Source organism: Corynebacterium sp. ACRPF (genome assembly GCF_022347395.1).
Taxonomy (GTDB): Bacteria; Actinomycetota; Actinomycetes; order Mycobacteriales; family Mycobacteriaceae; genus Corynebacterium; species Corynebacterium tuberculostearicum_D.
Window position 1 is genome coordinate 15,597 of the sequence record NZ_JAKRNB010000017.1, and the last position, 24,099, is coordinate 39,695.

A 24,099-nucleotide genomic window follows, 5' to 3' on the forward strand; every position below is an offset into this window, starting at 1 on the left:
GATTAGTCCCTAGGGCGCTTGGTATTGGAGCGAACGCCGAGCAGCACGTCCTCCCAATGTGGGGTGACGGCCTTGCGGCGGCGCTTGGTGGGCTTTTCTTCTGGCGAGGGGTTCTGCAGGAACTCCTCTTCCTCCGGCTCTTCCGGAGGGGTGGTCGGCGCGGTGAGGTCAGTGACGTTGCTGGGCTGGTCGCCATCGATAGCTTCGTCATAGCGACCGCTGCCCAGCGAGGTTAGCGAGCGCACCGGCTGCACGAAATCCGGGTCCGTCAGGTCCGCGGCCACCGAGTTGCGCGCTTCCACCGTGGCGGGCGAGGACATGGACTGCTTGAAGTACCACTCGGCCTCGTTCTCGGACAGGCCGGCCTTCCACGTCACGCGCACGATCCAGGCTTCGCCCTGGTGGCGGTAGGCGTCCCAGGTGGACTCGGAGAGCGAGTGCCCACGGGCGGCAAAGGCGGTGGCCAGAACCTCCCACAAGGTGAGCTTGGCCGGCCCATCCTCGCGGACCGGGTGGGCCTGCTTGGCAATCTCCGCGATACGATTGCGCTCCAGCATGACCGGGTAAGCGAAGGGCTCGATGCGAGATTCGGTCACGCCCATTTCTTCCGCCAGCTCCGCCGCAGAGGCGCCGGCGCGAATGCGGTTTTGGATCTCCGCCGGGCGGATCTTCGTCTCTTCCACCGGTTCCGGTTTGGAGGGCTTGGCCAGGCTGATGGCCGGAGCCGCCTGTTCCTCTTCGGGGATTTCCTCCTGCTCGCCCTGCAGGGCCTCGCGCAGCTCATCGGTGATGGAGAGGAAAAACTCTTCGCCGTCTTCGGTGCGCAGCACCAAAGAGGTTTCGGTCGACTCGCTGTCAACTGGGAACAGCTCGCGCATAATAGGGCGCTCCTTTTGCCTATCGACGGCGGACATATCTGTGATGCATTCAACTATAACGTGAAAATGCCCCGCGGCCTGCGAGGCGGCGGGGCATGTTGGGTGAGATGCGTTATTTCGCATCCAAGACGTAGTCGATGCATTGGGTCAGCTTGGCGATATCGGCCGGATCGATGGCCGAGAACATGCCGATGCGCAGTTGGTTGCGACCCAGCTTGCGGTACGGCTCCACGTCCAGGATGCCGTTGGCGCGCAGGGTAGCGGCGAGCGCTGCGGCATCGACGGACTCGGCGAAGTCGATGGTGCCCACCACGAGCGAGCGGGACGCAGGCTCCGCGACGAAGGGAGTGGCCTCCGGGCGGGATTCGGCCCAGCGATACAGCGTGGTGGAGGATTCGGTAGTGCGCTCAACCATGCCGTCGAGGCCGCCGTTGGCATTCATCCACTGGACCTGGTTATTCAGCATGAGCAGGGTAGCGATTGCCGGGGTGTTATAAGTCTGGTTCTTGCGGGAGTTATCTACTGCCGTCTGCAGGTTGAGGAAGGTGGGGATATAGCGCTCGGAGGCGTTGATTTTCTCAATCCGCTCCAGCGCGGCGGGGGACATGGCGGCGAGCCACAGGCCGCCGTCGGAAGCAAAGCACTTTTGCGGCGAGAAGTAATAGACGTCCGTATCGGATATGTGCACGGGCAGGCCGCCCGCGCCGGAGGTGGCGTCCACGACCACCAGCTGCTGATCATTGCGGGGGTGCGGGCGGGTGACTTCTGCCATCGCGCCGGTGGAGGTTTCATTGTGTGCCCAAGCGACGACGTCCGCCTCTGCAGAAAGTTCGCGTGGGTCGGGCGCGGTGCCCGCGGGGGACTCCACGATGGAGGGGGCATCGAGCCAGGGTGCACCCGCAGCGGCCTTGGCAAATTTAGTGGAAAACTCACCAAAGGTGAGGTGGGCGGAGTGGCGCTCGATGAGTCCGAAGGTGGCAGCATCCCAGAAGGCGGTGGCGCCGCCTAGGGAAAGGATAATCTCGTAGCCCTCTGGTAGGGAGAAGAGATCGCTTAAGCCTTCCCGCACCGAACCTACGAGGTTCTTTACTGCCGGCTGGCGGTGAGAGGTGCCCATGATCGCGGGGTCAATGGCCGCAAGCTGGGCGGGGCGAACCTTGGAGGGGCCGCAGCCAAAGCGGCCGTCGGCAGGCAGGAGGTCGGCAGGCAGCGTAAGTTCGGGTGTACTCATGCAAGTCAGTGTAGAACAGTTCCGGTCGAACGGCAGTTATTTTAGTCGGCCAAATCCTGTTGGCGGCGTCACAAAGTTTGCTAAAGTGTGAAGAGGTATCAAGCTAGCTTCCTTAAGTTAGTGCTTAATAGTGACTCTTCACATAGAGAAAGGAACTTCCGTGGCTTCTGAAGACAACAAGGTAGTGCTCCAGTACCCAGGCGGCGAGTACGAGATGGACATCAAGCAGTCCACCGAGGGCGACTCCGGCTTTGACATTTCCAAGCTCCGTAACGAGACCGGGCTCGTTACCTTCGACCCTGGTTATACCTCCACCGGTTCCACCGAGTCCAAGATCACCTTCATTAACGGTGAAGAGGGCATCCTGCGCCACCGCGGTTACGATATCGCGGACCTGGCGGAAAACGCTTCCTTTAACGAGGTTTCCTATCTGCTGATCAAGGGTCATCTGCCAAACGAGGAAGAGCTCAGCCACTTTAACCGCGAAATCCGCCACCACACCCTGTTGGATGAGGACTTCAAGGCCGCGTTCAATATCTTCCCGCGCAACGCGCACCCAATGGCCGTGCTGGCTTCCTCCCTTAACATTCTTTCCGCGTACTACCAGGACCAGCTCAACCCGCTGGACCCGGAGCAGCTGGATAAGGCCACCGTCCGCCTGCTGGCTAAGGTTCCAATGCTGGCTGCGTATGCTTACCGCGCGTCTCAGGGCAAGCCTTATATGTACCCGGACAATAGCCTGAACGCCCGCGAGAACTTCCTGCGCATGATGTTCGGTTACCCCACCGAGGAGTACGAGGTGGACCCGGTTGTAGCTAAGGCGCTGGATAAGCTGCTCATTCTGCACGCTGACCACGAGCAGAACTGCTCCACCTCCACCGTGCGCATGATTGGTTCCGCTCAGGCCAATATGTTCGTCTCCATCGCCGGCGGCATTAACGCCCTGTCCGGTCCGCTGCACGGCGGCGCAAACCAGGCAGTTCTGGAGATGCTGGAAGATATCCAGAACAACCACGATGGTGACGCTACCGACTTCATGAACCGCGTGAAGAATAAGGAAAAGGGCGTTCGCCTCATGGGCTTTGGTCACCGCGTGTACAAGAACTACGACCCACGCGCGGCCATCGTTAAGGAGACCGCGCACGAGATCATTGAGCACCTGGGCGGCGACCCAATGCTGGATCTGGCCATGAAGCTGGAAGATATTGCGCTGAATGACGACTACTTCGTCTCCCGCAAGCTCTACCCGAACGTGGACTTCTACACCGGCCTGATCTACCGCGCTATGGGCTTCCCGACGGACTTCTTTACCGTCCTCTTCGCTATCGGCCGTCTGCCAGGCTGGATTGCACAGTACCGCGAGCAGCTGGAGATCAACACCAAGATCAACCGTCCGCGCCAGATTTACACCGGCGAGTCCCTGCGTAAGGTCACCCCGCGTAGCGAGCGTTAAAGCGCTCCGCGGTCAGCCTAATTAAGCCGAATCGGGTGGTAGCACCTATAATAGGTGCAGCTCGGTTCGGTTTTTAATGCGACCGCACGAACAAACTAGATTTCCCAAGGAGAATAATCCCCATGGATAAGCCTGTTATTGAAGCCCAGTCTGGCCCAGCGCCGACCGACCTTGTCGTAGAAGACATCGTCGTCGGCGACGGTGCTGAGGCGCAGCCTGGTGCCGTAGTGGAGGTCCACTACGTCGGCGCTGAATACGAGACCAACCAAGAATTCGATTCCTCGTGGGACCGTGGCCAGTCCATCGAGTTCCCGCTGACCGGTCTCATCGCCGGCTGGCAAGAGGGCATTCCGGGAATGAAGGTGGGCGGTCGCCGCAAGCTCATCATTCCGCCGGAAAAGGCCTACGGTCCCGCAGGTGGTGCGCACCCGCTGTCCGGCCGCACCTTGGTCTTTATTATTGACCTCATCCGCGCCGACTAAAGGCGCTCAACTCCAGGGTTCGCCCTGGGGTTTCGTCGTTTTCGGCGCGGTCAGAAAAACTGCGGCACAATGGAGGGCATGACTGTGCCAACCGTAACTTTCAATGATGACCGCGAAATGCCCCAGCTGGGCTTGGGTACGTACAAGCTATATGACGAGGAATGCATCCGCGTCATCCGCGAGGCCATCGATTTGGGCTACCGCCACTTCGATACCGCTACGCTCTACAAGAACGAAGAGGCGGTAGGCACCGCCCTGAAGCAGGCAATGGATGCCGGCGACGTCACCCGCGATGAGCTCTTTATTACCTCCAAGGTGTGGCACTCCCACCAGGGTGAGCACAAGGTGGAAGAGGCATTCCAGCAGTCGTTTAAGGATCTGCAGCTGGACTACCTCGACCTGTATCTTATCCACTGGCCGTGGCCGCAGGGCGGCCTGTACAACGAGACCTTTGAGGCTATCGCCCGCCTGCAGGGTATGGGTCAGATTGCGTCCATCGGTGTGGCCAATTTCTACGAGGACGTGCTCAAGGACCTCATTTCCACCACCGGCATTTCTCCGGTGCTCAACCAGGTGGAGATCCACCCGGGCTTTACCCAGTCCAGCTTGCGCGCCTTCCATCACGATAATGACATCGTCACCGAGGCATGGGCCCCGCTGGCGCGCGGCGTTGTGCTCAATAACCCCGTCATTGAGCAGGCTGCGGCTGACCACGAGGCCACCGAGGGACAGGTAGTACTGTCGTACCTTATGTCTAAGGGCATCTCTGTCATCCCGAAGTCCGCGCGCACCGAGCGCCTGAAGGAAAACTTGGCCGCCGCCGAGCTGGAGCTCACGGCAGAGGAAGTATCCGCTATTGACGCCCTTGAGGGCCAGGAGGGCTTTGGCCGCATGTTCAATGACCCGCGTGAGTTCCCAGGCAACGAAGAGTAACGTCAACCGCAGATTAAGCCCCCTCACGGGGGCTTTTTCTTTTGCCAAGCGGCTGTTAACAATCTTTACAAGGGGTAAAAAATTCTTCCCTCGGGGGTAGTTTGCTAAAGATGTTATTCCAGTTCAGTGAAGCCTATGGGGTTAAAAGGGTGGGGGAGTGGAAGGTTTTCTTGGCAGAGTTTACAACCTTGCAGAAAATGTTCTGTAACTTACAGATCAACGTGGATAGTGAGAAGTGACACACTATCTCGTGTGACCTAAGTTCCTCTCACCCAAGGAGACGATGCTCTATGAGTGACGTAGCTGCAACTCCTGTCTCGCGCCGTGAACCCACCGGTAGCGAGTTCATCGCGATGCGCGACTCCGCCAAATTCGGCGAGCTGCGCCGCACCTACCGGAGTTTTACCTTCCCTATGACCGTGGCCTTCTTCGTGTGGTACGTGGTCTACGTTCTTGCCGCCGTGTTTGCCCCAGGCTTCATGGCAACCGAGCTCGGCGGCGGCTGGAACATCGGCCTAGTCTTCGGCCTTGCCCAGTTCCTCACCACCTTCATCATCACGTGGATTTACGTGAAGTACGCCAATAAGAATATCGAGCCGAAGTCGGCCGCCATCCGTGAAGAACTGGAGGGCATCTAATGACTACCACCACCCTTGCCGCCGAGTCTTCCGCCGGCAACCCCATCCTGAATATTTCCATCTTCGCCATCTTCCTTATCGTCACCATGGCGGTGGTGCTGCGCGCCGGTAAAACCACCAAGGAAGCCTCGGACTTCTACACCGGTGGCGGCAGCTTCTCCGGACGCCAGAACGGCCTGGCCATCTCCGGTGACTACCTCTCCGCCGCATCCTTCCTCGGCATCGTCGGCGCGGTGGCGCTCAATGGCTACGACGGCTTCTTGTACTCGGTGGGCTTCTTCGTCGCCTGGCTGGTAGCACTCATGCTCGTCGCCGAGCCCATGCGTAACGTCGGCCGCTTTACCATGGCGGACGTCCTATCCTTCCGCCTGAAGCAAAAGCCCGTGCGCGTGGCGGCGTCCATCGCCACCCTCTTCGTCACGCTCTTCTACCTCATCGCGCAGATGGCCGGCGCCGGCTCGCTGGTGGCCGTGCTGTTGGATATCCACGACTTCAAGTGGCAGGCCCTCGTCGTGGGCATCGTGGGTGTGCTCATGATCGTCTACGTCCTGGTCGGCGGCATGAAGGGCACCACCTACGTGCAGATGATTAAGGCCGTGCTTCTGGTCGCCGGCGTGGTCATCATGTGTTTCTTGGTCTTCATTGCCCTGCGCGGCGGATTTAGCACCCTGTTTAATAACGCCATCGACATGCACGCCGCCTCCGAGCAGATTAAGGAGAAGGGCTACGAGGCCAAGGACATCATGGCCCCTGGCCTGAAGTACGGCGCCACCACCGCCACCAAGCTGGACTTTATCTCCCTGGGCATTTCCCTGGTACTCGGCGTGGGCGGCCTGCCGCACGTGCTGATGCGCTTCTACACCGTGCCCACCGCCACTGAGGCGCGCCGGTCCGTTACCTGGGCGATCGTCATCATCGGTGCCTTCTACCTCATGACCCTGGTTCTGGGCTACGGCGCAGCTGCGCTGGTGGGGCCGGACCGTATCCTGGCCGCGCCGGGCGGGGCCAATGCCGCGGCGCCGCTACTCGCAATGGAGATTGGCGGCTCCATCTTCATGGCGATTATTTCTGCCGTGGCCTTCGCTACCGTGCTCGCCGTGGTGGCCGGCCTGGCCATTACCGCCTCGGCGTCCATTGCGCACGATATCTACCACGCGGTCATCCGTAACGGCGAGTCCACCGAGGCCGAGCAGGTCCGCGTCTCCCAGGCCACCGTGGTGGTTCTTGGCATCGTTTCCATCATCTTGGGCATCCTGGCCATGACCCAGAACGTGGCCTTCCTGGTCTCCCTGGCGTTTGCGGTGGCGGCCTCCGCCAACCTGCCGACCATCCTGTACTCCCTGTACTGGCGCCGCTTCAACACCGCGGGCGCGGTGGCTTCCATGTATACCGGCGTGGTGTCCTGCCTGGTGCTTATCTTCTTCTCCCCGGCAGTCTCCGGTTCTGAGAGCTCCATGTTCCCAGGTGCGGACTGGGCCATCTTCCCGCTTTCCTCGCCGGGCTTGGTCTCCATTCCGCTGTCCTTCTTTGTCGGCTGGTTGGTCTCCACCATGACCAAGCCGGACAACTTTGAGGAGCTTTCTGCAGAGATGGAGGTTCGCTCGCTTACTGGCGTGGGCGTGGAGGCACCCGTGCAGCATTAATTGCTTGAAAAGTGCATTCACCCGGTAATGTGGTTGGACGTGCTTAGAACGTCCGTGACCCGCAAGGCGGCATCAGTTAAGGCTGGTGCCGCTTTGGCCGTATGCATGCTCGCCTTGACCACCACCGCGTGCAGCAATAGCGAGCGCGAAAGCGATGCGCTTGCCGACGCCCCCTTAAAAGCAACAGACACCAACCGCGACGTCCCACCGGAAACCAATGAGTTCCTCGAGGGCGATGAGGGGCATTCAATTACCTATATCCGCCTGCACGATGGCATGCACATGGGCTCTGCCTCGGAGCACGAAGCCCGCCCGGCGCTAAGCCTCATCAAGCTCTATATCGCCACCTACGTGATGGAAAAGGGCGAGTACGAGGATAAATACGAGGCGCTGGATATGATCGCTAGCTCCTCTGATAAGTCCGCCGAAGACCTCTTTGACAAGTACCCGGATTCCATCGACACGATTGCGGATGAATTCAATCTCGAATCCACCAAGGCCGGCGAGCAGTGGGGCTACTCGCAAACCTCCACGTATGACGTCGCCAGCTTCATCTCGCAGCTCATCGACCGCGATGAAACCCACCCAGTGCTTGTAGCCATGGCGCATGCCGATCCCATCTCTGAGGATGGCTACCGCCAGGATTACGGCACCGCCAAGCTCTCCAACGTGGTGGGCAGCAAGTGGGGCTGGTCCAATGACAAGTCCATTAACTCCTCGGTCTCCTTTGGCGAGAACTTCGTCGCCGCCGCCTCCATCACCGGCTCATCCGATGACCTCACCGACTACGTCAAGGACGAGGTGACGGGTAAGAATCTGGGCAAGGCCACCGAGCGCTTCCTCAAGTACAAAGACGGCGAGGACGTCCCACCGATTGAGACCTCCACCTCGGAGACTTCTACCACCTCCTCGAGCAAGAAGGACAAGGAGAAAAAGTCCTCGTCCAAGGAGCCCACCAGCGAATCCACCACGTCCAAAAAGAAGTCCGCAGACAAAAAGAAGGGCTCGGAGAAAACCTCCGAGCCCTCTAAGAAGTAGTACTACCGCGCCTTAGAGACCGTCTCTGCGACGATCTTTGCTAGCTGGCGAATCTGATCGTTGCTCAACGTCTTGCCATTAAAGCTCACGCCATTGGCGGTGACCTGCGGCAGCTCTGGTAACTCCGGGTGCGTGCTCTGCAGCTGCGAGCTCAGCTGATTGACCAGGTCCGACGAGCCATTGCTCGGGGCCTTGGTCTGCGGCTGCGGCTGCGGCTTAGGTTGTGGTTTCTTAGCGGTCGGCTTCTTTGCCGGTGCAGGAGCCGCGGACTTGCCTGGCGTCCACTGGCCCCAGTCTTCGGCGTAGACCTCATTGACGTCAACGATGACGCCGCCAATCGTCTGCTGCTTGCCGTGTGGCAGCTGGTGGATAGTGGTGCGCGGGTGAATCTTGCCGTTGGATCCCCAGTCATGCATCCAGAAGTACTTGCCGATGCCATCCTGGATCGCCCATTCAATGGTGTTGTAATTGCCGTAGATGCCCGTCTGGTAGCCGGCCAGCTCCAGCGTCTTGGAGAATGCCTGCAGGTAGGGGCGGATCTGGCGGGTGTACTGCTCGCGGGTGGGGTTATCGTCGATCGCGATGTAGATCGGGCGATTGGTGGGGCCGCCTGCCTTCTTGTGCAGCGCAATTGCCTTCGGAGCGTGTACTGCCGCACCTGCTGCGCCTTGCTTCCAATCGGCGGTTTCCGCACGGCCGAATTGGTAGACCGACGCAGTGGGCAGACCCGCTGCCGCATTGGCCTTAGTCTCCTTGAGAGTTACGGGCTTGCCGGTCATCCAGGCGGCGCCGGGGCGCTTGTCAGAGACGTAGCGAATCGCACCCATATGACCGGCATTCTTAATTGCCTGCGGGGAAGGTACGCCGGCGGAGAAATCAATGATGGTGCCGCGCACCGGTCCGAGCGCCGCTGCACTCGGTGCGGCAGCGCCGATAGCACCTGCGGTCAGGGCGAGAGCGCCAGCCTTAAACAGGCCGCGACGGGAGAAAGATGGTGACATGTTGAGCTCCTGCAGTAATCACATTTGTCACAGTAGTTAACAACTGCACCATAGCAAGAGGTCTGGAATTATTTCCGAAGCGAAACCGCATGTCGCAGATTTACACCGGGGAGCTATTTCGAGTCGTTGCTGAACTCCACCCGCGTGGGGTTCTCAACCGTGCGCGATACCGTGCAGTCCTTCTCGTGGGAGATGCGAATCAGGTTGTCCACCAGCTTGCGCGCTTGGTTGCCCTCCGCCGTATCCGGGAACGATAGATCGAATCCCACGCGCACCTCCGACAGACGCGACGCTCCATCTTCGCTTACGCGGTCACCCTCTACGTGCACATCAAAAGTTTCCGGCTCCGCGTGCCGGGACGTTACGACGTCTAGGTCCACCGCGGTGCATCCAGCTACGGTCGCGAGTAGGTACTCCACCAACGATAACAAGTCTTTCCTGGCAGCCGGGTGTGATGCTGGCGTCATCCGCATTGATGGCGCAGTGTGCCGAAGTTTCTACGCCGCTAAAGTCATTGGAATACTGCATAGTGCTCTTACCTATGGCTTAGAACTTAAAAGGGGGGCTCGGAATGTATACGGCACTGCTCTCCGGAGGCGTGGTGATAAAGATGCTTGCGATAACCGGCGGCCCGTGTCGGCTGTGGTCGGCATTGGTTTAAAACTTTATGTTTAAGACGGCGGGTGCAACCGTTGCGGAAAATTGCGGCACTCTGCAATCCCTGAGCTGGTCATAGTTCCTGCGGGATGGTGATCTAAAAAACCAAGGGCGGTGCGAAGCGGATGCGCACCGATTGTCCGATCGAAGGCTTTTCGTCCGAGGTGGTGCGGAATCTGGCTCCAGATCCATGGGAGGCGGTAACGGAGTAGTGCCCGTCTTCGAAAATGGCGGAGTCAACTACCGCTGGAACCGTGGCGCCTGGATGGTTTTCTTCCACGATTGTTGCGTGGTGCGGCAAGATGGCGGCCTTAGTGCCTTCGCCCCGCACGGAGACTTTACTCAATGGCCAAGAAATGCCAAGGGCGGGGCACTCGACACGGTCTCCTGAAATAACGGCCTGGACAATCGTGGCATCCGCAATAAATTCCGCGACCAGCGGGCTTGCGGGATTTTCCAGCAGCTGTTGTGGGGTAGCAATTTGTTGGATTTCGCCGCCGTCTAGAACCACGACTCTATCTGCGATTGCCAGCGCCTCGGCGCGATCGTGGGTGACGTGCACCGTGGTTAGGCGTTGCTTTTGTGCCAGGGCTACCAGCTCGCGGCGCAAATTATCGCGCAATGGTTCATCGAGGGCTGAAAGAGCTTCATCTAGTAACAAAACCTTGGGATTAGCGACGATCGCCCGGGCTAGGGCAACGCGCTGGCGCTGCCCGCCAGAAAGGCTGTCCGGATTACGGTCCTCGAATCCTGGCAGGCCCACTAGAGCTAGAGTCTCAGAAATGCGCTCTTCGCGCTCGGGCTTTGCTACTTTCGCCTGGCGCAACGGGTAGCCAACATTGTTCTTAACAGACATGTGCGGCCAGATCGCGTGCTGTTGGAAAACCATGCCGATGCCGCGTTTCTCGGGAGGAATAGCAGTCATCTGCCGGCCATCTATGTAAAGCTCACCTGACGACGGGGAAATAAAACCAGCGATGGTGCGCAAAAGCGTGGTTTTACCGGAGCCTGACGGGCCAACGAGTGCAATGAGTTCTCCGGGTTCGATGGAGAGGTTGATATCGCGCAGGCCGGTGGTTCCATCTGGAAAAGTGACCGTGAGGTGGGAAGCTGCAATTTTCGCCATTATTATGTCCTTACCTTAGGAGCGCGGATAGTCAGTGCGAGGGCAATGATGCCCAGCAGCGCGAAGAGCAGGGCAAGTGCTGATGCCTGGTTATAATTTCCTGCCTGTTGCAGGTTGAATACTTGGACACCCAGTGTTGTGGTTCCGGGGGCGACGAGAAGTACGGAAATAGTAAGTTCTCGAATCGCGGTCACCGCGACCAGCACCGCGCCGGAGATTGCCGCCGGAATGGTCATCGCGCCGGTGGTAGTAAATAGCGCCTTAAGCGGTGTGGCACCAGAAATACGCGCTGCTTCTTCCACGGTGACCGGGGTGCTAATGAGCGGTGCACGCACGGATTGGACAACGAGTGCGGTAAAAGCACAGACGTAGGCGATAAGGATTATCCAAATGCTGTTATACAGCCCGGTATAGCGCCCTGCGATCAGCCAGGCGACGCCGATGATGAGCCCAGGCAGCGCGCTCGGTAGCAGCGCAGAAAGTGTTAAAAGAGTATTTCCCCGCGCCTGGGTCCGAGTCACTAAAATTCCGATGACCCAGCCGAGAATCCCGCAGATTATCGCTGCGGTGATGGACAAAAACGCGGAATTGGTTAGGCCGTCGATAACGCGCGGGTTGGATAAAGCAGCGCTAAAGTTCGCCAGCGAAATGGTTTCAAGAGTAAATGGAACCCCAGGGGCTGGCAGCAATGCGCGGTAGGCCAAACCGAGGATCGGGCCAATGGAAATGGCGAGTCCGCATACCCACATGATGATCGTGACCGGCCAGCGCGCCGAATGCAGTGCAAAGCGCGCCGGACTTCCGGAGTCATGTGTAGAAGACGAGTTTTTCAGGGAGGTGAGATAGTCCATGATGACTGCGCCAATTCCCAAAAATAAGAGGACAACGCCGATGGTCGAGACCACTTGTAAGGGGTTGGATACGGTGCCGGAGTCAATGAACCGGTAAATCATCGTCGCGAGCGTTTCGAACCGAGCAGGCGAGCCAATAATGGCGGGAATCCCGAAATCAGCCAGATTAGCAATTGCTGTGAGAGTGAACGCGGACAATAGCGCGGGGCGCAGGAGCGGAAGGGTGACCGTGCGCAGAACTGTCATCACGGACGCGCCAGATACTCGGGCAGCTAGCTCAAAATCGGGGGAGATGGAGCGCAAGTTTGAAGAAATTATGACGTATGCCGTGGGAAAAGAATGGATAGTCATCAGCGCAATGACCCCGTCTGCGCCGTAGATATTCCATAATTCGAACTCAAAGAGCTTATTCAAACCCTGATTCGGGCCGAAGAGTTGAATCCAGGCGATCGCTCCGATAAATGGCGGAACCAAGAGGGGCGAAAGCAAGAATAGGCGCAGTACCGAAGAGCCGTAGATATCTGTGCGGTCTAGCGCGATGGCAATAACGGTGCCGATGATGACGGCAGCGAGAGCCGAAAGCGCCGTGGTAAATAGCGAATTCCATGTGGCGATGCCGAGCCCTTGCTCTAGCAGGATAGGAATTTGGTTTCCGCCCAGTGCAAGGGAGACAACAAGGGCCAAAGGCGCGATGAACAGGCCAATGGCAATCAGCCACATGCCAATGCGTAGCGCGGATATGGAGGGATTTTTCAACAAGTGGGCCACCAAGAACTAGGAAGACACTGCCTTTTGGAATACCTCGACGGCGGCGTCTTTATCCTTGGTGATTTTCCCCAAGTCCTGGTCCATGAGCTCAATGTCTGTGAGTTCAGGGGTGTCCGCTGGGGTTCCCACGTCCTCACGCACCGGGAGGTACGACTGCTCGACGGCGATTTCTTGTGCCTTCTTTGAAAGCAGGAAGTTGATGTATTTTTGTGCTGCTTCTTGTGCCTTGGAGTCTTTGAATACGCCCGCGGGCTCAGAAATATACGGTGATCCTTCGGTGGGGTAGGCGAGGGCAACTGGGGATCCCTTATCCGCGAGGTCGCGGACTAGGTAATCGACGACCACGCCCACGGGCTTGGAACCAGAGGCGATTTCTTGGGAGGTAGGGCCATTGGACTCTGCGATCATCGGGGAATTCTTGCCCAGATCTTCGATCCACGCTTCTCCGAGGTCTGAATTATTCTTCCACGCAGAGGCGTTGAATGCCGCTGCACCGGAGACTGCTGGGTTAGGCAAGACGAGTTTGTCCTTGTACTTCGGATCGGTGAGATCCGCCCACGAGGTCGGGGTATCGCCTTCTGCAATTTCGTCGGTGTTATAAGCAATTACCGTAGGGATAATGCGCGTGCCAACATAAAAATTTTCGTCGTCCTTGGCTTCGTCGATGATGTCATCGGAATCGACATCGGCAAGCTCGATGAGGTCACCATCCTCGGCGTAATTTTCAAAGGTAGGTGCATCGGCCGCCCAGAAAACATCCGCTTCAATGTCGCCAGATTGCTTCTCTGAAGAGATGCGGGCGTTCAAATCACCGGTACCAGCGCGGTATACATTGACCTCGATATCGGGGTATTCCTCATTGAAGGCCGCATTGATCTCATCGACCTTTTCTTCTGGTTCGGAAGTATAGACGGTAATGGAGGTTGAATCGCTGGTCGCCTGTGAATCTTCTTGGTTGGACGCAGGCTCACCGCACGAAGTAAGAAGGACGGTTGAAGCAAGGGCTATGGCAGAGAGAGAAGTGTGCTTCGACTTCATCGTGGGAGTTCCTCCAGAGAGAGTAGTGATCAGGAACATTAATCTAACTGCACTGAAGTTAAGAAAACTTGGGATCGATGTAAACGTGCAGTAAATTTTTAGGCTCCTTGAGCGGGTGTTCGGAGGATGCGGTGGTTATCGATGGAATCCCTAACGAGGGTCGGCCCCCTCTTTATCTAATGGGCCAAACAGTCAACCGATTGGTTGATTGCAGCTTCAACCAGCCCTGTGATTCAAAATCGGGCCAGACATAGAAAGATAAGTCCTTAGAGTAATTGATTCATCGCTAATCCGGCCGTGCCAGCGGTGGGGGAGGAAAATGACCATGAAAGCTTTGTTAGGGCATCTATTTTCTACCTCGTGTTGGGCTTGGGCGTTGGCGTGTTCTATCGAGAATTCACGCGGGCTAATGATTTCCCCGCGGCTGAGTTCACTCAGCTAAGCGTGGCGCACACTCACTTGCTAGCGCTCGGTTTCATGATGAGCCTTATCTTCTTGGTATTGGAGAAGGTCTTTGGTCTGTCGCGCCGCCGCGGTCAGTTCAATGCGTTGTTCTGACTCTATAACGTCGGCGTGGTCGCCAACGTCGGCGTCATGATCTGGCACGGATGCCTGACCGTACTGGGAGAGGAATCGTCTGCAATGATCTCTGGTATCGCTGGTCTTGGACACATCCTCATCACGGTGGGTCTAATCGCATTCATCGCAGCGCTGGGCAATGCCATCAGCGAGAGCCAAGAAGCTAAGTCCCAGGCAGCAGGTGAACAACAATGAGTGAGACTGTCTCAAAGCGCCACGACGTCGGCTCTGCGAGCTGGGAGCTCACCACAACAAATGAACGCCATGGTCCCTACATAGTATTTTTAAGGGAACTGCTCGGTCACAAGGAAAGTGCTGGTAGTTGAGGCGGAAACTGAACTTTCCTGGTCGGCTTGGCGTGTTTGTCATCGCAGATTAAATGAGAATCGACTTTTCGTCATCCACAAGGAGGGCTTGCCCATCTCTCAGGAGAAGCAGATTCCATTCTCGTCCGTAGGTCTGGACAGTCTTACTGATGATCTCTATTGAATATGGTCCGGTTGTTCCTTGTGCATGGGGAACAATGACATGTGGAGTGAGGTTTAGCCCAGTGTAGTCGGTGAGCTGCGGTGCAGTTTTGGGATCGTCCATGATTGATGCCGGCTCAATTGACGGGCCGGCAATAATCGCTCCTGCAGAACTTCCAGCATAAAGCTTTCCTTGTTTTACCGCATCAGTTAGCAGACGATCGGCACCCGTTGATCTCAGTGCATTAAGAAGGTGGAACACCTCGCCGCTCGCGACATAAATACAGTTGGCTGACGCAATCTCATATTGAAGATCGTTTGATTTTGTTTGTGACAGGGTGAGAGGAACTAAAGTCTCTGCTGCTTCTCCAATTGCTTTCCGTTCTGCTTGCGCAAATGGTGCATCGCGCATTTCTGAAGCGGCATCATCGATGTATAGCACACGGCCCGAAATGTAGTTGCCTAAGTCAGGGTGCAGGAATGAGGCAAGAAGCAGTTTCATGGGCCCATACTACGAAATTCTTGCCACTCCGGCCATTCAAAAGCAAAAGTCTCGAGACACCATAGGAACGATGTCTCGAGACTTCACATGGTGCCCCAGAGTGGATTCGAACCACCGACACCGGCTTTAGGAGAGCCGTGCTCTATCCCCTGAGCTACTGGGGCGGGGTTGCGTGTGCAACTTGGCTAATCATAGCAGTGGGGCAGGAGCGCCCCGAAATGGCTGGGGCTGGGTTAGCTTTCGGCCAATTCCTTCTGTTTATTGCGCACGGAGGAGGCTGGCGGGTTGGTCTCGTGGGTGCCGTCGGAGTAGAGGACGGTGGGGATGATGCGGTTGCCGTCGTTGACGGATTCAATCCAGGCGTTGATGTCGTCGGTGTTGTCGCCCTCGACGTCGACAAGCGCGTACGGGGTTTCGGTGCGGTCCAGGTTCTTGATGAGCTTGGCGCAGAAAGGGCACCAGTCCGCGTAGAAAATGGTGACGTCAGCGGTGGTTTCGGGGGTTTGTACAGTCATTAGGCTGCATCCTTTCGGTCGTAGGTTAAAAAGCGGTACTTGATGGGGAGATCGCTGGCCTCTTTATCTGGCAGGGCCAGGTGGCCCTTGGCGGAGGTGAGCCAGTCGGTGCTGTGGGCAAGCCCAAACTCATCAGGGATGGCCGGGGCGTAGATCGATTTATCGCCGTAGGTGCTACCGATATTAACGCCCATGAGGGTGACCTCAATGCGGTCCACCTGGTCCAAGGTGGCGGTGTAGATTTGGCCGCCGCCGATAACCCAGGCGTCGGAAAGCGAGGGCATTGCGGTGAGCACCTGGGCGCCGGCGGACCACTGGCCGGGGGTGCGGGAGGAGAGCACGTAGTTTTCGCGGCCGGGAAGTGGGCGGAACTTGGGGTTGAGGGACTCCCAGGTCTTGCGGCCCATGATGACAGGCGCGCCCATGGTTACGTCCTTAAAGTGCTTGAGATCCTCCGGCACGTGCCAGGGCATCTGCTCGCCATCGCCAATGATGCCGTCCAAAGACTGCGCCCAGATTGCGCCCAACATTAAACGGACACCTGCGCCTTGATGGTGGGGTGGGGGTCGTAGCCTTCAATCTCAAAATCGGCGAAGTCATAGGAGAACATGTCCTCCGCCTTGTGGAGGTTGAGCTGCGGGTAGGGGCGCGGCTCGCGGGAAAGCTGCTCTTTGACCTGCTCCACGTGGTCGTTATAGATATGGCAATCGCCGCCAGTCCAGATGAGCTCGCCCACCTTGAGGCCGGCTTGCTGGGCAAACATGTGGGTCAGCGCCGCGTAGGAGGCGATATTAAAGGGCACGCCGAGGAACATATCGGCCGAGCGCTGGTAGACCTGCATGGACAAGGTGCCATCGGCCACGTAGAGCTGGAAGAGCAGGTGGCAGGGCATCAGCGCCATCTTATCTAGCTCCGCGACGTTCCATGCAGAGACCAGATTGCGGCGAGAATCCGGGTTATTCTTCAGAGTGTCGAGCGCCTGCTGGATCTGGTCAATGTGTTGGCCGTCCGGGGTGGGCCAGGAGCGCCATTGCACGCCGTAGACCGGGCCTAGCTCGCCGTTATCATCCGCCCACTCATTCCAGATGCGGACCTTGTTGTCCTGCAGGAACTTGATATTGGACTCGCCCTTGAGGAACCACAAAAGCTCGCCCAGCACCGCATGGAAATAGACCTTCTTGGTGGTCAGCAGCGGGAAGGACTCGGCCAGGTTATAACGCAGCTGCGCGCCAAAGATGGAGCGCGTGCCGGTGCCGGTGCGATCGCCTTTGGGGGTGCCGGTCTCTAGGACCTTCTTCAGCAGATCCTCATACGGGGTCTCAATCATGGGCACTAGTTTAGAAGCCGCCGTTCTCCTCGGCAAAGGCCTGGGCGTGCTCTAAGATTTCATCCTTGAGCTCGGGGCGGCAGATGAGGATATCCGGGATGAAGGTGTCCTCATTATTGAAGCGAATCTCGGAGCCATCGAGGCGGCAGCAGTGCAGGCCGGAGGCTTGGGCGACTCCCACTGGGGCGGCCTGATCCCACTCGTACTGGCCGCCGGCGTGGATATAACCGTCATAATCACCGAGCAGCACGTGCATGGCCTTAGCACCCGCGGAGCCGACGCCTACGGTTTCATAGCCCATCTTTTCCGCAATGTAGCTAGCTACCTTGGGCGGGCGGTTGCGGGAGATGACGAACTTCTTGGACAGCGGGCCGGTGACCGCGCGTACGTCCGAGGATTTGAAGGTTACGCCCTTGTCCGGCAGGCCCACCGCCGCGTGGATGGGGATACCGTTTTCTACTAGGGCAATGTGCACGGCCCAGTCCTGGCGGCCGGTGGCAAATTCTTTGGTGCCGTCGAGCGGGTCCACGATCCACACGCGGTCCTTCTTTAAACGGGCCAGGTCATCGGAGGCTTCCTCAGAGAGCATGCCGTCCTGGGGACGGTGCTGCTCGAGGACGCGGGCGATCCATTCTTGGGCGGCCTCATCGCCGGCGTCGCCAAGCGAAAGGCCCCGTAGCAGGCCCCCGTTGCGCACACCCTTAAGGATCTCACCGCAGCCCTGGGCGAGGGAATTGGTCAGGCGGGAATCAGAAATCTCGACGGTCATGGTGCCCACATTACAACGCGGACTAGAGTGTGGGCATGCCAGAAAACATCCTCGACCGCTTCCGGCCCCAAGTAGCGCAGTGGTTTCGGGATGTATTTGCCGCCCCCACTGCCGTGCAGGCGCAGGCCTGGGAGAAGATTTCCCGCGGCGAGCACGCCCTCGTAGTCGCCCCTACCGGCTCCGGTAAGACGCTCGCCGCGTTCTTGTGGGCGCTGAATAATTTGGTCGAGCGCGAAGGCCAGCTGGCGCTGCCGGTGGGCTCAGGGACTGCTGGATCCGCCGCCGGGGTGAAGGTGCTGTATATCTCGCCGCTCAAGGCGCTGGGCGTGGACGTGGAAAATAACCTGCGCGCCCCGCTGACCGGTATTGCGCGCACCGCGGAGAACCTAGGGCTGGACGTGCCGGATATATCGGTAGGCGTGCGCTCGGGCGATACGCCGTCTGCTGAGCGTGCGCGGCAGGTGCGCAAGCCGCCGGATATCTTGATCACCACCCCGGAGTCGGCCTATCTGATGCTGACCTCCAAGGCGGCGGGGATTTTGAAGACGGTGGATACCGTCATTATCGATGAGATCCACGCCTTGGCCGGCACCAAGCGTGGCGTGCACCTAGCGCTGACCTTGGAGCGCCTGCAGCAGGTGGCGGGGGACTTCCAGCGCATCGGTCTTTCCGCCACCGTGCGGCCGCTGTCTGCGGTATCGAATTTCTTGGGTGGCAACCGGCCGGTAGAGATCGTGGCCCCAGCCGCGGAAAAGAAGTGGCAGCTGGACGTGCACGTGCCCGTGGAGGATATGTCCGATCTCCCCACGCCGGAGCAGGGCTCCACCATCGGGGAGATGACCGTGGATGATGCCATCGGGATTAGCGCGCCTTCCGTGGATGAATCCGCGCTGCCCACGGCCAAGTCCATCTGGCCGTATATAGAGGATGACCTCTATGCGGAGATCATGGCGCACCGCTCCACGTTGGTATTTGTCAATTCCCGCCGCACCGCCGAGCGGCTGACCAGCCGGCTCAATGAGCTCTATGCGGCCGAACACGATCCGGAATCGCTCTCGCCGGAGACCCGCCGCGACCCAGCCCAACTGATGAAGCAGGTCGACGTCGCCGGCAAGGCCCCAGCCGTCATCGCCCGCGCCCACCACGGCTCGGTATCCAAGGACGAGCGCGCCATGACCGAGACGATGCTGAAAGAGGGCACGCTCAAGGCCGTGGTGGCCACGAGCTCGCTGGAGCTGGGCATCGATATGGGTGCAGTGGAGCTGGTGGTGCAGGTGGAATCGCCGCCCTCCGTGGCCTCCGGCCTGCAGCGAGTTGGCCGCGCCGGGCACTTTGTGGGCGCGGTTTCTCACGGCTCCTTTTACCCCAAGCACCGCGCGGATCTGGTGCAGTCCACGCTGACGGTAGCGCGCATGCGCGCCGGGCTCATTGAAGAGATGCATACCCCGCGCAACCCGTTGGACGTGCTGGCGCAGCAGACGGTGGCGGCCGTGGCCGCGGCCGGGGACGATGGGCTCGATGCCGATGGGTGGTACGAGATGGTCCGCCGGGCCTGGCCTTACCGCGATCTGGCGCGCGAAGTCTATGACTCCGTGCTGGACTTGGTCAGCGGCGTGTACCCGTCCACGGATTTTGCCGAGCTCAAGCCCCGCGTGGTCTATGACCGCGTGACGGGAGTGATGACTGCGCGGCCTGGCGCCCAGCGCGTGGCCGTGACCAGCGGTGGCACGATTCCGGATAGGGGCATGTTCGGAGTATTCCTCTATACCGGCTCGGGCGAGGGCTCCGGTGGCGCTCCGCGCCGGGTGGGCGAGCTGGATGAGGAGATGGTTTATGAGTCCCGGGTGGGCGATGTGTTCACCTTGGGTGCTACCAGTTGGCGCATCGAAGACATCACGCGCGACCAGGTATTGGTCACGCCCGCGCCGGGGCATACCGGGCGCCTGCCATTTTGGAATGGCGATGGCGCGGGCCGCCCCTATGAGTTGGGCAAGGCGCTAGGTGAGTATCGCCGCGAGGTCTTTTCCTCGCCGGAGATCATTGCGGATGCCGATGATAATGCGCGCTCCAATATCGTGGCCTATCTGCAGGAGCAGAACGAGGCCACTGGTGTCATCCCGGATGAAAAGACTTTGGTGCTCGAGCGCTTCCGCGATGAGTTGGGCGATTGGCGCGTGGTACTGCATACTCCGTTTGGCCGGCCGGTCAACTCCGCGTGGGTGTTGGCGGTGGGGGCCAGGGTAGGCGAGCGCACCGGCATGGATCCGCAGGCCGTGGCCGGCGATGACGGCATCGTGCTGCGCCTGCCGGAGGCAGAATCCGAGCCCGATGGATCCATCTTTGACTTCGACGCCGATGAGATCGCCGATATCGTGGCCGAGCAAGTGGGCAATTCCGCGCTCTTTGCCTCCCGTTTCCGCGAGTGCGCGGCGCGTGCGTTGTTATTGCCTCGGCGCAATCCAGGCAAGCGCGCGCCGCTGTGGCAGCAGCGCCAGCGCGCCGAGCAGCTTTTGGACGTTGCCCGCAAGTACCCGTCCTTTCCCATCATCTTGGAGACGGTGCGCGAGTGCGTGCAGGACGTCTACGATGTTCCTGCGCTCACGGAGGTCATGCGGGAGCTGGGCCACCGCCGCATCCGCATCGCGGAGGTCACCACCGAGCAGCCTTCGCCTTTCGCCTCCTCGCTGCTGTTTAACTACACAGGCGCGTTTATGTACGAGGGCGATTCCCCGCTGGCGGAAAAGCGCGCGGCCGCCTTGGCCCTCGACCCAGCGCTTTTGGCCAAGCTGCTCGGCACGGTAGAGCTGCGCGAGCTGCTCGATCCGGAGATCATCGCCGAGGTCCACGCCCAGCTCCAACGCACCGATCCCTCGCGCCGGGCACGCACCACCGAAGAGGTGGCGGACGTGCTGCGCGTGCTCGGTCCGATTCCCGTGGACGAGCTGGGCGAGCACACCGACGTTCCTCTCTCCGCCCTGGACCAGCTGGGCACCCGGATTATGCGCGTGCGCATTGGCGGCCGCGAGCACCTAGCCCAAGCGCAGGATGCACCCCTGCTTCGCGACGCCCTGGGCATCCCCATCCCTCCCGGCATCCCCGCCCAAGTGGCCACCATTTCCGATGCCCTGCCACAGCTGGTCTCGCGCTGGGCGCGCACCCGCGGTCCGTTTGTGCTGCGCGATCTCACCGAGGCCTTCGGCATTTCGGTCTCCGCCGCGCACACCGTCCTCGGCGCGCTCGATGGGGTGGTAGAAGGCCGCTACCGCCAGGGAGTGGAGGAGCAGGAGTATTGCGCCGCCGCGGTGCTGAAGACGATTCGTTCGCGCTCGCTCGCCGCAGCTAGGGCGGCCACCGAGCCGGTCTCGGGCGCTACCTTCGCCCGCTTCTTGCCGGAGTGGCATAGCATCGCCCCGGCCGGAAAGCGCCCCGCGCTGCGCGGGGCGGATGGCGTCTTTTCCGTCATCGAGCAGCTCGCCGGGGTGCGCCTGCCCGCCTCCGCGTGGGAATCGCTCATCCTGCCCGCCCGCGTGGGCGATTATTCGCCCACCATGCTCGATGAGCTCACCTCCAATGGCGAGGTGCTCATCCTAGGCGCCGGCAAGGCCGGTGCGGCCGACCCCTGGATCATGCTGCTGCCCTCGGACTATGCCGCCCAACTCGCCCCGGAAACCGATGCCGAGGGGGTCAGCTTGCTGCAGCGCGCCATCCTCGACGTCCTCGGCCGCGGCGGTGGCTTCCTCTTTGCCGATATCGCCGCCGAGGCCCCCGGCACCACCGAGGAGACCCGCGAGGCCCTCTGGGGGTTAGTGGAGATGGGCCTGGTAAGCCCCGATTCCTTCGCGCCGATCCGCACCCGGCTGTCATCCGGCGGCTCGCGCTCAGGCCGCACCGCGCACCGCTCGAAGCGCCGGCCTACCCGCTCCCGCCTGCGCATGGGGCGCACCTCCTTCGCCCAAGCGCAGAACGCCGCGGGCGCCGGGACCCCGCCCGATGTCATGGGCCGGTGGTCGCTCGCCGTCCCTGCCGCCACCGATGCCACTTCCCGCTCCGTCGCCCACGGCGAGGCCTGGCTCGACCGCTACGGCGTGCTCACCCGCGGCTCCGTCGTGGCCGAGGACGTGCTCGGCGGTTTCGCGCTGGCCTATAAGGTGCTCTCCGGCTTCGAGGAATCCGGCAAGGCCATGCGCGGCTACGTCATCGATGGGCTGGGCGCCGCCCAATTTTCCACGCCCGCCATCATCGACCGCTTGCGTGGGCTGGCCGATTCCCCGGACGTGACCGGCTGGCCCTCTGGCACCACCGAGCCCGAGACTTATGTCCTCGCCGCCTGCGACCCTGCTAATCCCTACGGCGCGGCCCTGCCCTGGCCGCAGCGCGACGACGCCGACGGCAAGGCCACCGGCGGCCCCACCCGTTCGGCCGGTGCGCTGGTGGTGCTTATCGACGGCCTGCCCATCGCCCACCTCACCCGCGGCGGCAAAACCCTCACCACCTTTATCGAATCGCTGCCCGATGGCATCGACCCGGCTGAGGTCTATCCCCGCTTGGTCTCTGCGCTCACGGACATGGTGGCAAGGGGAGTGTTGTCCCCGTTGGTCGTCGAAAAGTGCAATGGCAGCCCCATCCACAAAACCGATGTGGCGGCCCACCTGCGCGACGCCGGCGCCGGGATTACGCCGAAGGGCGTGCGCATCTCCGCTCGCGCCGCCGCTCCCCGCACCCCGCGGGCAGGCCGCCGGGCCGCCGATGCCATCGAAGAACTCAGCTTTGATGATCCTCCGCCCGCTCCGCGCAATAATGGTGGTTTCCACCCGCGCGGCGGGTACCGCCGCTAAAGATCCACAGGAGGTGTTATGCCCGAAGGCGATTCCGTCCTGCAGCTATCCAACCGCCTGCAGTTTATGGCCGGCCGCGAGGTCACCGGCTGTTCCGTGCGCGTGCCGCGCTACGCCACCGTTCACCTCGACGGCATGGTGTGCGAGCGCGTCTGGCCCTACGGCAAGCACCTGTTCATGCAATTCGACCAGACCATCGTGCACACCCACCTCAAGATGGAGGGCACCTGGGCCATCCACTACGCAGGCGATCGCTGGCGCAAGCCTGGGCATACCGCCCGCATCGTACTGCAGCTGGCCAACTCCCCGCGCGATATCGAGGTCGTCGGCCACCAGCTAGGCTTCGTGGACATCTATCCCGCCGACCACTACCACCAGCGCATCGCGCACCTCGGTCCGGATATCCTCGACCCCCACTGGGACCGCGAGGAAGCCCTGCGCCGGCTCAACTCCCGGCCGCAGCGCGCCATCGGCGCGGCATTGCTCGATCAGAAGGTCGTTGCAGGCATCGGCAATGAATACCGCGCCGAGGCTTGTTTCCTCGCCGGCGTGCATCCCGCCACTCCAGTAGCCGAGGTCGATACCGCCCGCATCCTCGATATTTCCCGGCGCATCATGTGGGCTAACCGCACCTCCCCGGTGCGCGTGACCACCGGTGTGCGCCGCGCCGGGGAGACCACCTATGTCTTCGGCCGCAATCGCAAGCGCTGCCGCCGCTGCGGCACGTTCATTACCAAGGGCGCGCTCGGCGGTGTGGACTTGGGCGGCGACGAAGGCGAACTCGAGCGCATCATCTGGTGGTGCCCGCATTGCCAGCCGCTTCACCGCTCGGCGTAGGCCGCTAGGGTGGGGGCTATGCGTACCCTTCTCAATATCATTTGGTTCATCACCGGCGGGTTCCTCCTAGCCTTGGCCTACTTCCTCTTTGGCATTATCGCCTGCATCTTTATCGTCACCATTCCAGCGGGCGTGGCGTCGTTCCGCATGGCTAATTTCGCCCTGTGGCCATTCGGCCGCTCGGTGGTGCAGCCGGTAAAGGGGAGTGGCTCCATGTCCACCTTCTCCAACGTCGTCTGGTTCGTGGTCGCCGGCCTGTGGCTGGCCATTGGCCACGTCACCACCGCGGCGGCACAGGTAGTGACCATCGTGGGCATCCCGGCAGCCCTGGCCAACCTGAAGATGATCCCGGTTACCTGCTTCCCGTTCGGCCGCAAGATTGTGGACTCTGACCATATCCCATTCGGTTGGGAGCCGATGGTCAAGCTCTAAACCACATTCCGCTGACAAAACAAGCACGTTTCGCCCGATTTCGCGCTGATTTTGGGCGGAACGTGCTTGTTTTACATAGCCGTGTGGCAAGCGAGGCCA

21 protein-coding genes, 1 tRNA gene and 1 pseudogene are annotated in these 24,099 nt (G+C 60.3%); 10 read left to right on the top strand and 13 right to left on the bottom strand.

The window, feature by feature from the left end; all coding sequences use genetic code 11:
* Positions 1–2: 2 nt before the first annotated feature.
* Positions 3–878: a septation protein SepH gene (sepH, locus tag MHX61_RS08680; protein ID WP_239194168.1), complete on the bottom strand. Its 876-nt coding sequence runs from the start codon at positions 876–878 to the stop codon at positions 3–5.
* A gap of 112 nt (positions 879–990) precedes the next feature.
* Positions 991–2,109 (bottom strand): phosphoserine transaminase, encoded by a 1,119-nt coding sequence (gene serC / locus MHX61_RS08685; RefSeq protein WP_239194170.1) that lies wholly within the window; start codon positions 2,107–2,109, stop codon positions 991–993.
* 160 nt (positions 2,110–2,269) lie between these two features.
* Here serC and MHX61_RS08690 point away from each other — a divergent pair, with 160 nt between their 5' ends.
* The 6 genes from MHX61_RS08690 to MHX61_RS08715 all read left to right on the top strand — a co-directional run bounded on the left by MHX61_RS08690 (position 2,270) and on the right by MHX61_RS08715 (position 8,296).
* On the top strand, positions 2,270–3,562 hold the full coding sequence (locus MHX61_RS08690; RefSeq protein ID WP_204609838.1) for a citrate synthase: 1,293 nt from the start codon (positions 2,270–2,272) through the stop codon (positions 3,560–3,562).
* Positions 3,563–3,684: 122 nt separating this feature from the next.
* Positions 3,685–4,044: an FKBP-type peptidyl-prolyl cis-trans isomerase gene (locus MHX61_RS08695; protein WP_005323855.1), complete on the top strand. Its 360-nt coding sequence runs from the start codon at positions 3,685–3,687 to the stop codon at positions 4,042–4,044.
* A gap of 69 nt (positions 4,045–4,113) precedes the next feature.
* Positions 4,114–4,977 (top strand): aldo/keto reductase, encoded by an 864-nt coding sequence (locus tag MHX61_RS08700; protein ID WP_239194172.1) that lies wholly within the window; start codon positions 4,114–4,116, stop codon positions 4,975–4,977.
* Positions 4,978–5,267: 290 nt separating this feature from the next.
* Positions 5,268–5,615: a DUF485 domain-containing protein gene (locus MHX61_RS08705; protein ID WP_005328356.1), complete on the top strand. Its 348-nt coding sequence runs from the start codon at positions 5,268–5,270 to the stop codon at positions 5,613–5,615.
* Positions 5,615–7,258: a cation acetate symporter gene (locus MHX61_RS08710; RefSeq protein WP_239194174.1), complete on the top strand. Its 1,644-nt coding sequence runs from the start codon at positions 5,615–5,617 to the stop codon at positions 7,256–7,258. Before MHX61_RS08705 ends, MHX61_RS08710 begins: the two co-directional genes overlap by 1 nt.
* A gap of 39 nt (positions 7,259–7,297) precedes the next feature.
* Positions 7,298–8,296 (top strand): hypothetical protein, encoded by a 999-nt coding sequence (locus MHX61_RS08715; RefSeq protein ID WP_239194176.1) that lies wholly within the window; start codon positions 7,298–7,300, stop codon positions 8,294–8,296.
* Positions 8,297–8,298: 2 nt separating this feature from the next.
* On the opposite strand, the gene MHX61_RS08720 is transcribed toward MHX61_RS08715, so the two are convergent.
* From MHX61_RS08720 to MHX61_RS08740, 5 genes are all read right to left on the bottom strand, one after another.
* Positions 8,299–9,297: a DUF1906 domain-containing protein gene (locus MHX61_RS08720; RefSeq protein ID WP_239194178.1), complete on the bottom strand. Its 999-nt coding sequence runs from the start codon at positions 9,295–9,297 to the stop codon at positions 8,299–8,301.
* Between the two features lie 113 nt (positions 9,298–9,410).
* Positions 9,411–9,716 carry an OsmC family protein gene (locus tag MHX61_RS08725; RefSeq protein WP_239194180.1) on the bottom strand — a complete coding sequence of 102 codons (306 nt, stop codon included), beginning with the start codon at positions 9,714–9,716 and terminating at the stop codon, positions 9,411–9,413.
* Positions 9,717–10,051: 335 nt separating this feature from the next.
* Entirely contained in the window at positions 10,052–11,080 is a 1,029-nt protein-coding gene (locus MHX61_RS08730) for an ABC transporter ATP-binding protein (protein ID WP_239194182.1), read from the bottom strand.
* A gap of 2 nt (positions 11,081–11,082) precedes the next feature.
* Entirely contained in the window at positions 11,083–12,651 is a 1,569-nt protein-coding gene (locus MHX61_RS08735) for an iron ABC transporter permease (RefSeq protein WP_239194210.1), read from the bottom strand.
* A gap of 54 nt (positions 12,652–12,705) precedes the next feature.
* Positions 12,706–13,737, bottom strand: a complete 1,032-nt coding sequence (locus MHX61_RS08740; RefSeq protein WP_239194184.1) for an ABC transporter substrate-binding protein — start codon at positions 13,735–13,737, stop codon at positions 12,706–12,708.
* Positions 13,738–14,118: 381 nt separating this feature from the next.
* On the opposite strand from MHX61_RS08740, the pseudogene MHX61_RS08745 reads away from it, so the two are divergent.
* A pseudogene (locus tag MHX61_RS08745) lies at positions 14,119–14,511 on the top strand (DUF2871 family protein).
* A gap of 180 nt (positions 14,512–14,691) precedes the next feature.
* Here MHX61_RS08745 and MHX61_RS08750 read toward each other — a convergent pair.
* The 6 genes from MHX61_RS08750 to MHX61_RS08775 form a co-directional block, all read right to left on the bottom strand.
* A complete protein-coding gene (locus tag MHX61_RS08750; protein ID WP_239194186.1) occupies positions 14,692–15,285 on the bottom strand; it encodes a Type 1 glutamine amidotransferase-like domain-containing protein in 594 nt (197 codons plus the stop codon).
* Between the two features lie 88 nt (positions 15,286–15,373).
* Positions 15,374–15,449, bottom strand: a tRNA-Arg gene (locus tag MHX61_RS08755).
* A gap of 69 nt (positions 15,450–15,518) precedes the next feature.
* Positions 15,519–15,800, bottom strand: a complete 282-nt coding sequence (locus MHX61_RS08760; RefSeq protein ID WP_200436020.1) for a glutaredoxin domain-containing protein — start codon at positions 15,798–15,800, stop codon at positions 15,519–15,521.
* On the bottom strand, positions 15,800–16,330 hold the full coding sequence (locus tag MHX61_RS08765) for a dihydrofolate reductase (RefSeq protein ID WP_239194188.1): 531 nt from the start codon (positions 16,328–16,330) through the stop codon (positions 15,800–15,802). The genes MHX61_RS08760 and MHX61_RS08765 overlap by 1 nt, the downstream gene beginning before the upstream one ends.
* Complete coding sequence (locus MHX61_RS08770) at positions 16,330–17,127, bottom strand: thymidylate synthase (RefSeq protein WP_239194190.1); 798 nt, start codon at positions 17,125–17,127, stop codon at positions 16,330–16,332. The genes MHX61_RS08765 and MHX61_RS08770 overlap by 1 nt, the downstream gene beginning before the upstream one ends.
* A 10-nt stretch (positions 17,128–17,137) precedes the next feature.
* Positions 17,138–17,896, bottom strand: coding sequence for a 3'(2'),5'-bisphosphate nucleotidase CysQ (locus MHX61_RS08775; RefSeq protein WP_239194192.1), 759 nt, complete (start codon positions 17,894–17,896; stop codon positions 17,138–17,140).
* Between the two features lie 35 nt (positions 17,897–17,931).
* Between MHX61_RS08775 and MHX61_RS08780 the strand changes: the two genes are divergently transcribed.
* From MHX61_RS08780 to MHX61_RS08790, 3 genes are read left to right on the top strand one after another with little or no spacing between them, the layout of a single operon-like run.
* Positions 17,932–22,731, top strand: a complete 4,800-nt coding sequence (locus MHX61_RS08780) for an ATP-dependent helicase (RefSeq protein ID WP_239194194.1) — start codon at positions 17,932–17,934, stop codon at positions 22,729–22,731.
* Between the two features lie 18 nt (positions 22,732–22,749).
* The gene (locus MHX61_RS08785; protein ID WP_239194196.1) at positions 22,750–23,568 is read left to right on the top strand and encodes a DNA-formamidopyrimidine glycosylase family protein; all 819 of its coding nucleotides are present in this window, start codon (positions 22,750–22,752) and stop codon (positions 23,566–23,568) included.
* Positions 23,569–23,586: 18 nt separating this feature from the next.
* Positions 23,587–24,000 carry a YccF domain-containing protein gene (locus MHX61_RS08790; protein WP_239194198.1) on the top strand — a complete coding sequence of 138 codons (414 nt, stop codon included), beginning with the start codon at positions 23,587–23,589 and terminating at the stop codon, positions 23,998–24,000.
* The last annotated feature ends 99 nt before the right edge of the window (positions 24,001–24,099 follow it).

Excerpts from the sequence above, each read along its gene's own strand:
- MHX61_RS08720 (WP_239194178.1), bottom strand. The coding sequence starts at position 9,297 with ATGTCACCATCTTTCTCCCGTCGCGGCCTGTTTAAGGCTGGCGCTCTC.
- MHX61_RS08780 (WP_239194194.1), top strand. The coding sequence starts at position 17,932 with ATGCCAGAAAACATCCTCGACCGCTTCCGGCCCCAAGTAGCGCAGTGG.
- serC (WP_239194170.1), bottom strand. The coding sequence starts at position 2,109 with ATGAGTACACCCGAACTTACGCTGCCTGCCGACCTCCTGCCTGCCGAC.
- MHX61_RS08785 (WP_239194196.1), top strand. The coding sequence starts at position 22,750 with ATGCCCGAAGGCGATTCCGTCCTGCAGCTATCCAACCGCCTGCAGTTT.
- MHX61_RS08740 (WP_239194184.1), bottom strand. The coding sequence starts at position 13,737 with ATGAAGTCGAAGCACACTTCTCTCTCTGCCATAGCCCTTGCTTCAACC.
- MHX61_RS08790 (WP_239194198.1), top strand. The coding sequence starts at position 23,587 with ATGCGTACCCTTCTCAATATCATTTGGTTCATCACCGGCGGGTTCCTC.
- MHX61_RS08750 (WP_239194186.1), bottom strand. The coding sequence starts at position 15,285 with ATGAAACTGCTTCTTGCCTCATTCCTGCACCCTGACTTAGGCAACTAC.
- sepH (WP_239194168.1), bottom strand. The coding sequence starts at position 878 with ATGCGCGAGCTGTTCCCAGTTGACAGCGAGTCGACCGAAACCTCTTTG.
- MHX61_RS08705 (WP_005328356.1), top strand. The coding sequence starts at position 5,268 with ATGAGTGACGTAGCTGCAACTCCTGTCTCGCGCCGTGAACCCACCGGT.
- MHX61_RS08775 (WP_239194192.1), bottom strand. The coding sequence starts at position 17,896 with ATGACCGTCGAGATTTCTGATTCCCGCCTGACCAATTCCCTCGCCCAG.
- MHX61_RS08735 (WP_239194210.1), bottom strand. The coding sequence starts at position 12,651 with ATGTGGCTGATTGCCATTGGCCTGTTCATCGCGCCTTTGGCCCTTGTT.
- MHX61_RS08765 (WP_239194188.1), bottom strand. The coding sequence starts at position 16,330 with ATGTTGGGCGCAATCTGGGCGCAGTCTTTGGACGGCATCATTGGCGAT.
- MHX61_RS08710 (WP_239194174.1), top strand. The coding sequence starts at position 5,615 with ATGACTACCACCACCCTTGCCGCCGAGTCTTCCGCCGGCAACCCCATC.
- MHX61_RS08695 (WP_005323855.1), top strand. The coding sequence starts at position 3,685 with ATGGATAAGCCTGTTATTGAAGCCCAGTCTGGCCCAGCGCCGACCGAC.
- MHX61_RS08770 (WP_239194190.1), bottom strand. The coding sequence starts at position 17,127 with ATGATTGAGACCCCGTATGAGGATCTGCTGAAGAAGGTCCTAGAGACC.
- MHX61_RS08760 (WP_200436020.1), bottom strand. The coding sequence starts at position 15,800 with ATGACTGTACAAACCCCCGAAACCACCGCTGACGTCACCATTTTCTAC.
- MHX61_RS08730 (WP_239194182.1), bottom strand. The coding sequence starts at position 11,080 with ATGGCGAAAATTGCAGCTTCCCACCTCACGGTCACTTTTCCAGATGGA.
- MHX61_RS08700 (WP_239194172.1), top strand. The coding sequence starts at position 4,114 with ATGGAGGGCATGACTGTGCCAACCGTAACTTTCAATGATGACCGCGAA.